This is a genomic window from Sphingopyxis sp. (assembly GCF_036402335.1).
GTDB lineage: Bacteria > Pseudomonadota > Alphaproteobacteria > Sphingomonadales > Sphingomonadaceae > Sphingopyxis.
Window position 1 is genome coordinate 1 of record NZ_DASWTD010000315.1, and the last position, 4,411, is coordinate 4,411.

Here is a 4,411-nt window from a genome sequence, read left to right on the forward strand (position 1 = left end):
TACCGAACCGCTGCTCCACAAATACCGGCAGGCGAAAAAGGCGGCCTGAACGGCTGCCGACGACCGATTGCGGACGTTTCTTCTCCCCTCCCGCAGGCGGGAGGGGTCGGGGGTGGGCAGCGACGGTGCGATGGCCCACCCCGCTGCGGCTAGCCAGCCAGCTGGCAAGCCTCGCTGCCCCTCCCGCCTGCGGGAGGGGATCGTCACGCGCTTCCTAAACGTCAACTCACCACCCCAAATCGGACGCCTGGAAAAAAGGCCTTTCCTACATTATCCGGCTATGCCAGCCTTCATCCGGCTCTTTCATTTGGCGAACGAAAGCGGTCGCTGCCCGGCTTGCGGGTGCGGCCACGGCGGGCGCGTCCGGCACGCCGGGGGATCCAAAGCGGGGGCGCATGGGGCTGAACTTTACTGAACTTTGGAAAAGCCGACCCTCTCCATCGTCATCCCGGACTTGATCCGGGATCCACGGCAGCCCTCGCCTTCTGGACCCCGGATCAAGTCCGGGGAGACGAGGCGGATTGCGTAGGCTACTGCAAATCCTCAACGCTCTGTTAACCATAGTGCAACCCCGTCATCGTAATTTCACAAAGCCATCCGCTTTTCCCTTGCGGTGGGGCGGCGGCATCGCCACGTTGCATTTCTAAGGGGGCCGCTCTCCCCGGCCTGGTCCCCGCAAGGAGATGAAGACCATGCCGTCCTTTTCGGAAAGCCTCGAAAAGACATTACACAACGCGCTGAAGGCTGCTTCGGAGCGCCACCACGAATATGCGACGCTTGAGCATCTGCTCTACGCGCTGATCGACGACGATCATGCCGCCGAAGTGATGCGCGCGTGCGGCGTCGCGCTCGACGACCTGCAATCGGCGGTCGTCCACTATCTCGATACCGAACTCGACAGTTTGAAGGTCGAGGGCCACAGCGACCCGTCGCCCACGTCGGGTTTCCAGCGCGTCGTCCAGCGCGCGATCCTGCACGTCCAGTCGTCGGGCAAGGATGAGGTGACGGGCGCCAACGTCCTTGTCGCGCTCTTCTCCGAACGCGAAAGCTACGCCGTCTATTTCCTCCAGCAGCAGGACCTGACGCGCCTCGACGCGGTGTCCTACCTCAGCCACGGCGTCGGCAAGGGCGGCAAGCCCTCGCCGCAGGCCGAGCCCGAGGAAAAGGAAGAGGCGAAGGACAAGAGCGAAGGCAAATCCAAGAAGGAAACCGCGCTCGACCAGTTTACCGTCAACCTCAACGAGAAGGCCAAGGTCGGCAAGGTCGATCCGCTGATCGGCCGCAGCGCCGAGGTCGACCGCACGATCCAGATCCTCTGCCGCCGCAGCAAGAACAACCCGCTCTATGTCGGCGATCCCGGCGTCGGCAAGACCGCGATCGCCGAAGGCCTCGCGCGCAAGATCGTCGAGGGCGACGTGCCCGAGGTGCTGCTGCCCGCGGTGATCTATTCGCTCGACATGGGCGCGCTGCTTGCCGGCACGCGCTATCGCGGCGATTTCGAGGAACGGCTGAAACAGGTCGTGACCGAACTCGAAGGCCTGCCGCACGCGATCCTGTTCATCGACGAAATCCACACCGTCATCGGTGCCGGTGCGACGTCGGGCGGCGCGATGGATGCATCGAACCTGCTCAAGCCCGCCTTGTCGGGCGGCGCGATCCGCTGCATCGGCTCGACGACGTACAAGGAGTTCCGCAACCATTTCGAAAAGGACCGCGCGCTTCTCCGCCGGTTCCAGAAGATCGACGTGATCGAGCCGAGCCTCGAGGATACCAAGAAGATCCTTGCGGGCCTGCGCAGCGCATTCGAGGCGCACCACCAGGTGCGCTACACGCAGGATGCGATCAACGCCGCGGTCGACCTGTCGGCGCGCTACATCAACGACCGCAAATTGCCCGACAAGGCGATCGACGTGATCGACGAGGTCGGCGCGATGCAGATGCTCGTCGCCCCGTCGAAGCGCAAGAAGACGATCACCGCCAAGGAGATCGAAGCCGTGATCGCGACGATGGCGCGCATCCCGCCCAAGTCGGTCTCGACCGACGACAAGGCGACGCTCGCGAGCCTGGAGACCGACCTCAAGCGCGTCGTGTTCGGCCAGAACACCGCGATCGAGGTGCTGTCGTCGGCGATCAAATTGAGCCGCGCGGGCCTGCGCGATCCCGAAAAGCCGATCGGCAATTATCTGTTCAGCGGTCCGACCGGCGTCGGCAAGACCGAGGTCGCGAAGCAGCTTGCGTCGATCATGGGCATCCCGCTCCAACGCTTCGACATGTCCGAATATATGGAGCGCCATTCGGTCAGCCGCCTGATCGGCGCGCCTCCGGGCTATGTCGGTTACGATCAGGGCGGTCTGCTCACCGATGCGATCGACCAGAATCCGCATTGCGTGCTGCTGCTCGACGAGATCGAAAAGGCGCATCCCGACCTGTTCAACATCCTGTTGCAGGTCATGGACCACGGCCGCCTGACCGATCATCATGGCAAGACGGTCGACTTCCGCAACGTCATCCTGATCATGACGACCAATGCGGGCGCCAGCGACATGGCACGCGAGGGCATCGGCTTCGGCGCGTTCACGCGCGAGGATGTGCAGGAAGAAGCGGTGAAGAATCTCTTCACCCCCGAATTCCGCAACCGCCTCGATGCGATCGTGCCCTTCGGTTACCTGCCGCCCGAAGTCGTCGCGCGCGTCGTCGACAAGTTCATCCTCCAGCTCGAAATGCAGCTTGCCGACCGCAACGTCCATATCCAGCTCGACGATGCGGCGCGCGAATGGCTGACCGGCAAGGGCTATGACAAGCTCTATGGCGCGCGTCCGATGGGCCGCCTGATCCAGGAAAAGATCAAGCAGCCCCTCGCCGAGGAACTGCTCTTCGGCAAGCTCGTCCACGGCGGCGAGGTCAAGGTGAAGATGAAGACCGGCGACGACGCCCATGTCGGCAACCCGCTGGCCTTCGAAATCACCCCCGCTGCGCCCAAGGCCGGCAAGGGCAAGCCGAAAGCCGACAAGGCGAAGAAGGCTGCCGAATAAAGACGGAGGGGCGGCCAGCGTGCCGCCCCTCGCTTTTTCAGCCTCCAGCGACTATATCACCCCTATGTACGACTATGTCTCTGTAACCGCCGCCGACGCTGCGGCCCCTGCCCGCGTTCGCGACGGCACGATCAAGCTCCACGACGAAGCGGGCTTTGCCGGCATGCGCAAGGCAGGCAGGCTGTCGGCCGAAATCCTCGATGCGCTCGTTCCCTTCGTCCAGCCGGGCGTGACGACTGCTCAGATCGACGACCTCGTCCGCACGATGATGTTAGAGGGCGGCGGTATTCCCGCGACATTGGGCTATCGCGGTTTCACGCACAGCTGCTGCACCAGCATCAACCATGTCGTCTGCCACGGCATCCCCGACGACAAGCCGGTGCGCGAGGGCGACATCGTCAACATCGACGTCACCAGCATCGTCGACGGCTGGCACGGCGACACGAGCCGCATGTATCTGGTCGGCGACGTACCGATCAAGGCGAAGCGGCTCGTCGAGGTCACCTATGAATGCCTGATGCTCGGGATCGAGCAGGCGAAGCCCGGCAACCGCATGGGCGACGTCGCGCACGCGATCCAGACGCATGCCGAGCGCCACCGCTATTCGGTCGTCCGCGATTTCTGCGGCCACGGTCTCGGCCAGATGTTCCACGACGCGCCCGAGGTTGTCCACGCCGGCCGCCCCGGCACCGGCCCCGAACTCCGCCCCGGCATGTTCTTCACGATCGAGCCGATGATCAACACCGGCAAATATGCGGTGAAGATGCTCCCCGACGGCTGGACCGCGGTCACCCGCGACCGCTCGCTGTCGGCGCAGTTCGAACACAGCATCGGCATTACCGAGACCGGCTGCGAGATTTTCACCGCCAGCCCCAAAGGCCTGAACGCGCCGCCTTGGCAGTGATAGCCGCGTAATCGCAATTAACTGTTCCCCGGCGAAAGCCGGGGTCCAGAGCGTTCTCACGCAACGCCGGCTCTATTTCGCTCTGGGCCCCGGCCTTCGCCGGGGAACAGCCAGTGCGTCGCGCGCCAAACCCCCTCCCCCACCCCCCATTTTCCCGCTTGCACCCTTGCGCCTTCGCGCGCAGTCTTGACGTTAACGTCAACGATAGGCGTACAGGGAGAGCGATATGGCGAAACGGGTCTGGACGGCCGCGCTGCTGGGCGGCGCGGCACTGGCATTGGCTTCATGCAACGCATCGAAGAATGACAGTATTTCAGGGACCGGATCGCTCGACGAAGCCGAGAAAGCCAGCGAGACCCTGCTCAAGACCGGCGGCAATGGCGATGATTGGGGCGGCATCGGCTACAGCTATGACGAGCAACGCTTCAGCCCGCTCACCGACATCAACGACAAGAATGTGGGGCAGCTCGGTATC

The 4,411-nt window shown here is 63.7% G+C and carries 2 protein-coding genes and 1 pseudogene; all 3 read left to right on the forward strand.

The genetic code is table 11. The features are described 5' to 3' along the window. Positions 1 to 692: 692 nt before the first annotated feature. Complete coding sequence (clpA, locus tag VGD20_RS09785; RefSeq protein WP_331134259.1) at positions 693 to 3,032, forward strand: ATP-dependent Clp protease ATP-binding subunit ClpA; 2,340 nt, start codon at positions 693 to 695, stop codon at positions 3,030 to 3,032. Positions 3,033 to 3,096: 64 nt separating this feature from the next. Beyond that, positions 3,097 to 3,936 carry a type I methionyl aminopeptidase gene (gene map, locus VGD20_RS09790; protein ID WP_331134260.1) on the forward strand — a complete coding sequence of 280 codons (840 nt, stop codon included), beginning with the start codon at positions 3,097 to 3,099 and terminating at the stop codon, positions 3,934 to 3,936. Positions 3,937 to 4,162: 226 nt separating this feature from the next. Further along, positions 4,163 to 4,411, forward strand: a pseudogene (locus VGD20_RS09795) (PQQ-dependent dehydrogenase, methanol/ethanol family); the annotation flags it as partial.